General features: G+C 35.1%; 5 protein-coding genes. 4 read left to right on the top strand and 1 reads right to left on the bottom strand.

Going from position 1 to position 4562, the window contains the following annotated elements; all coding sequences use genetic code 11:
• The first annotated feature begins 94 nt into the window (after positions 1 to 94).
• Both HN459_04230 and HN459_04235 read left to right on the top strand, forming a co-directional pair.
• Positions 95 to 2002 carry a hypothetical protein gene (locus tag HN459_04230; GenBank protein MBT3478651.1) on the top strand — a complete coding sequence of 636 codons (1908 nt, stop codon included), beginning with the start codon at positions 95 to 97 and terminating at the stop codon, positions 2000 to 2002.
• A 35-nt stretch (positions 2003 to 2037) separates the two neighbouring features.
• Positions 2038 to 2502 carry a hypothetical protein gene (locus tag HN459_04235; GenBank protein ID MBT3478652.1) on the top strand — a complete coding sequence of 155 codons (465 nt, stop codon included), beginning with the start codon at positions 2038 to 2040 and terminating at the stop codon, positions 2500 to 2502.
• Positions 2503 to 2551: 49 nt separating this feature from the next.
• On the opposite strand, the gene HN459_04240 is transcribed toward HN459_04235, so the two are convergent.
• A complete protein-coding gene (locus tag HN459_04240) occupies positions 2552 to 3031 on the bottom strand; it encodes a hypothetical protein (protein ID MBT3478653.1) in 480 nt (159 codons plus the stop codon).
• 388 nt (positions 3032 to 3419) lie between these two features.
• Here HN459_04240 and HN459_04245 point away from each other — a divergent pair, with 388 nt between their 5' ends.
• Together HN459_04245 and HN459_04250 are read left to right on the top strand one after the other, a co-directional pair.
• Positions 3420 to 4121, top strand: coding sequence for a hypothetical protein (locus tag HN459_04245; protein ID MBT3478654.1), 702 nt, complete (start codon positions 3420 to 3422; stop codon positions 4119 to 4121).
• Positions 4122 to 4151: 30 nt separating this feature from the next.
• Positions 4152 to 4562 (top strand): hypothetical protein (locus HN459_04250; protein ID MBT3478655.1); only part of this gene is annotated, 411 nt, incomplete at its 3' end.

Raw genomic sequence — 4562 nt, forward strand, 5'->3', positions numbered from 1 at the left:
GGGGATTACGCTTTCCTGTGAAGATAGAATTAGGGATAATCCTTTTGACAAATACAACACTTTAAACCCAGACTTATGGGCACCAATTAATCTTGTGGCTGTACGCATTTCTCAAAGCACAGTGAAACTTGAATGGGACTACAATAAAAGAAATATTGAAGGGTTTAAAATTTTCAAAGAAACAATAGGAATAGATAAATTATACATCGAATTGGCAAGTGTTGGAAAAGAAACTCGAGAGTATTTCGATTCGACTGCTATTGGTTTGGACACTGTAACATATTATTATCGTATGTATGCATTTGCTGGTTCAAATAAATCTACTTCTATCGAAAAAGAGTTAGTTGAAGGTCGCCCCCAGGCTGTAGATGTTTTAACAGTGAAATATGATTTGCGAAAGATGACGGTTAACTGGGAGAAATCCTCCGACCAAAGCTTTAAGTTTTATGAACTACTTTACGCTACAACGCAATTGGGGGAAAAATCAACCGTAATAACAATTGGGAATGTTGATGCACTTGAATATTCAATGTCTCCATTTGACCCTACCAAGGAGAATTGGTATTGGATTAAAATTATGAATAATTTTGGATTCTCCAAAATTGGCAAAGGGAAAACCAATACTATTGATAGTCCACCTATACAATCAGAACTATATCCAGTTGAAGTCAAAGATGGTTCACATCATTTATCTTGGTCTAAAAACAATGAAAGTGACTTTAAATCATATGCTATTTATGAAGCTACAAATGAGGATATGAGCGGGAAAACGGAGATAGCCAAATCTACAGATACAACCTATGTCAGAAGCATTGAAAATGACCAAACAAAATATTTCCAAATACAAGTCGAAGATGTTTGGGGTTTACAATCAATGAGTAATATCCAAGTGGGTTATTACCCCGGATTTAGGTTTGTAAAAACTTTTGGTGGAAGTAGTGTTGATATTGGTCAGTCTGTTCAGCAAACTACAGATGGTGGATATATTATCACAGGTTATACAGAATCTTTCGGGAATGGTGGTCGTGATATTTGGTTAATCAAAATAGATAGTCAAAGTAATGAAGAATGGAATCAAACATTTGGTGGCAGTAGTGATGATGAAAGTTCTTCCGTTCAACAAACCACGGATGGTGGATATATCATTACAGGATATACCGAATCTTATGGTAATGGTCAGTCTGATGTATGGTTAATCAAGACCGATTCCAATGGTAATGAAGAATGGAATCAGACCTTTGGTGGAAGTAGTTCTGATTGGGGTTCTTCCGTTCAACAAACCACGGATGGTGGATATATTATCACAGGCAGAATCTGGAATGGTTCTTATGATGTCTGGTTAATCAAAACAGATTCAAATGGAAATGAACAGTGGACAAAAACCTTTGATGGAGGTGCTGATAACGGAGAAGGTAATTCCGTTCAACAGTCTACTGATGGTGGGTATATTATTACAGGAACATATTCTTATGGATATCAGATCGGGTATGTCTGGTTAATCAAAACTGACTCACAAGGAAATGAAGAATGGAATCAGACCTTTGGGGGAAGTGGTGATATAGGTAAGTCCGTACAACTGACTACTGACGGTGGATATATCATTACGGGTTGGATTGCGAATAATAATCGTGATGTTTGGTTGATTAAAACTGATTCACAGGGAAATGAGGAATGGAATCAGACCTTTGGGGGAGACAGACAAGATCAAGGTCATTCCGTCCAACAGACCACAGATGGTGGATATATCATTGCAGGTAATTTTGGTGTAGGTATTTGGGGGTCTGGCAGTCATTATGTTTGGTTGATTAAAACTGATTCACAGGGAAATGAGGAATGGAATCAGACCTTTGGGGGAATTTATGCGGATGAAGGTCATTCCGTCCAACAGACCACAGATGGTGGATATATCATTACAGGAGAGACCGCTTCTTTCGGGAATGGTGATTATGATGTCTGGTTAATCAAGACTGACCCCAACGGAAATACAGTTGATTATAAATAAATGAAACGCCTCTGGCTTAAATAAAGGAGAATAAAATGAAAAAAATAATTATACTTGCAATTTCCTTGCTATTCTGTAGTTGCAGTTCTAATCAAAAAATAACGGAACAGGATGTTATGGATACAATTCTGGGAATGTTTGATTCTTTTTCGGTGGAAAGCAGCGACAAAACCAATTTCTATAATTATGTAACAGATGATTATGTATTATATGAAATGGGGAAGAAATTCAATGCTTCAGAGTTTCTCGATTTTGCAAACTCCTTCAATACAATTGAAGATGATTGGGAATTAAGTGACATGAAAATTTCTATTGATAAGGAATCTGCTCATGCATATTTCAATAACAAGGGAAGATTTGTAACTCTAAATGAAGGTAAAAAAACACTCCTTAAATTTGAATGGCTTGAAAGTGCTTATATGGTTAGAGTAGATGGAAAGCTTAAAATTAAATTTTATTTTTCTGATACAGTTAATCAATCTTCGGAAGAAATTGAATAGTTAAGTAACCCGCCTCTAGCTTTAGAACCTCACAAATATTGCTAAGCCACTATTCTGCAGAAATCTTTTCAATTGCAGTAATGGTAAACTTCGTCTCTTTACCCCCGATATCAAGTGTAAAATCTTCATCAATCTTTTTCCCAATTATGGCTTGGCCAAAAGGTGAATGGTAGGTTACAATCATGGGAAAAAGATCCAACTCAAATTCGATGGGACCTAATAGGTAATAATCTTCGGCACCACTTTTCCCCTCTTCGCGGATTGCCACTTTATTGCCAAAGCCTACCTCGTCAGTATCAATTTCGCTATTTTGGATGAACTGGAACGGCGAATGGGACTGCATCAATTGTTTTTTATATACTATTAAACTCTGCTGTTCTCTGGCAGCGCGCCATTCCGCATTTTCCTTAAGATCTCCGTGACTAGCGGCCTCTCTAATCTTCAATGAAGTTTCTCTCTTTAATTTATCAAGAGATTTCATTTCTTCTTCCAATACGCGGTATGTATCCCGCAAAATCAAAGTCCCCATATTGACATTCCTATTCTTGATTGGATTAAATAAATTGTTTGGTTGAGATTGCAATTATCTACAATTCAGGAGAAAAATTAAGTCAAAGAAAAAGTACAATCAAGTGCTTAAAAATAGCTAATACAAAAAAATTGAGGGTAGTTTCCTTTTATAAACGAGGAATTAAATTAGTCCCTATTTCTTGCAAGGAGAGAGTCAGGTCGTTATAATAAAGCAGACACACATTGTTTAGTAATTTTTTATAAATTCAAGAGAACAAAAAGGAGTGAAAAGTGGGAAACGGTCAAAATTCTAAAAAAGAAAATCATTAATTATTCAAGCTTTTGCTTGAGCACTTTTTTGTAATTTTTATTATGAAACGATTATGGACCAAATAAAGGAATAAATAATGAAAAATATACTTGCAAGAGGAGGGATTGAAATAATTGCTGTTTTTATTGGCATCTCGGGCGGTTTATGGACAGAAAATCAATCTGAATTAAACGAAACATTACAGAGGGAAGAAAACGCCTTAACGGCTATAAAAGAACAATTAGTAGCTGACTCTACCAGTCTTACTGGGATAATAAAATCTATTGATAAGGAACAAAATAACATAAAGCATTTTCTGATGCATTTATCAAATGACACTACACTTTCTTTAAACAGATTAAACGCCACAATCTGGGATATGATGTATTTTAGCTATCTAGTCCAAGATAAGAGCATATATGAATCTCAGATTCAAAATGCGGGGAAAAAAATTATACAAACAGATTCGGTATCTCAAGCTGTATCAACTGTATATGATTACACTTATAAGCATCTGGAGAAAATTTTTAAAATGCAGTATGAAGTTCTCGCCATAAAAACGAACAATTCATTTTTAGATGCTGGGGGATATATGGATTCAAAAAGATTTTCAATTTCTAAATCGTTAGGTTTTGATCAAAAAAAAATGTTTAATAAAGTATTGAAAAACCAAAAATTCATATCCCAAGTTGTGATTCATTATGATACTGATTTCTTTATAAAAAGTCAATATGGGTGGGCATTGAATAATGTTAGGCTAGCAATACAGAAAATTGAGGGTTATCAAAACACTAATTAATACACCTCTAGCTTAAATAAAGGAGAAAAAATGAAAAATAATATAATTACGGTTTTTATTCTATTTAACTGTTTCAGCTATGGTCAAAGAACAGACGCAGCCAATTTTCAATTTCCTTCCAACGCAACAACGGATAGCATTAAAAATGTCATAAATGAAATGTTGGATGCGATTAGTACTCATGATTCAACGCGGGCTGCAAATTTGGTTGTAAGGGATGGCCATGTGATGCGTGTTTTTAAAAAGCGGGGAGAAAGCAATTTCAGTTTTAGAACAAACAAAACATGGATTGAAGAAACGGGAAAAAGAACAAACAATGTTCATGAAAGAATGTGGAATCCAATTATACTTTACAGGGGCGACCTTGCTGTGGCGTGGACGACCTATGATTTTCATATAGAAGGTGAATTTTCGCATTGTGGCGCTGAAACATTTAATTTA

This window comes from Candidatus Neomarinimicrobiota bacterium (genome assembly GCA_018647265.1).
Taxonomy (GTDB): domain Bacteria; phylum Fidelibacterota; class Marinisomatia; order Marinisomatales; family TCS55; genus TCS55.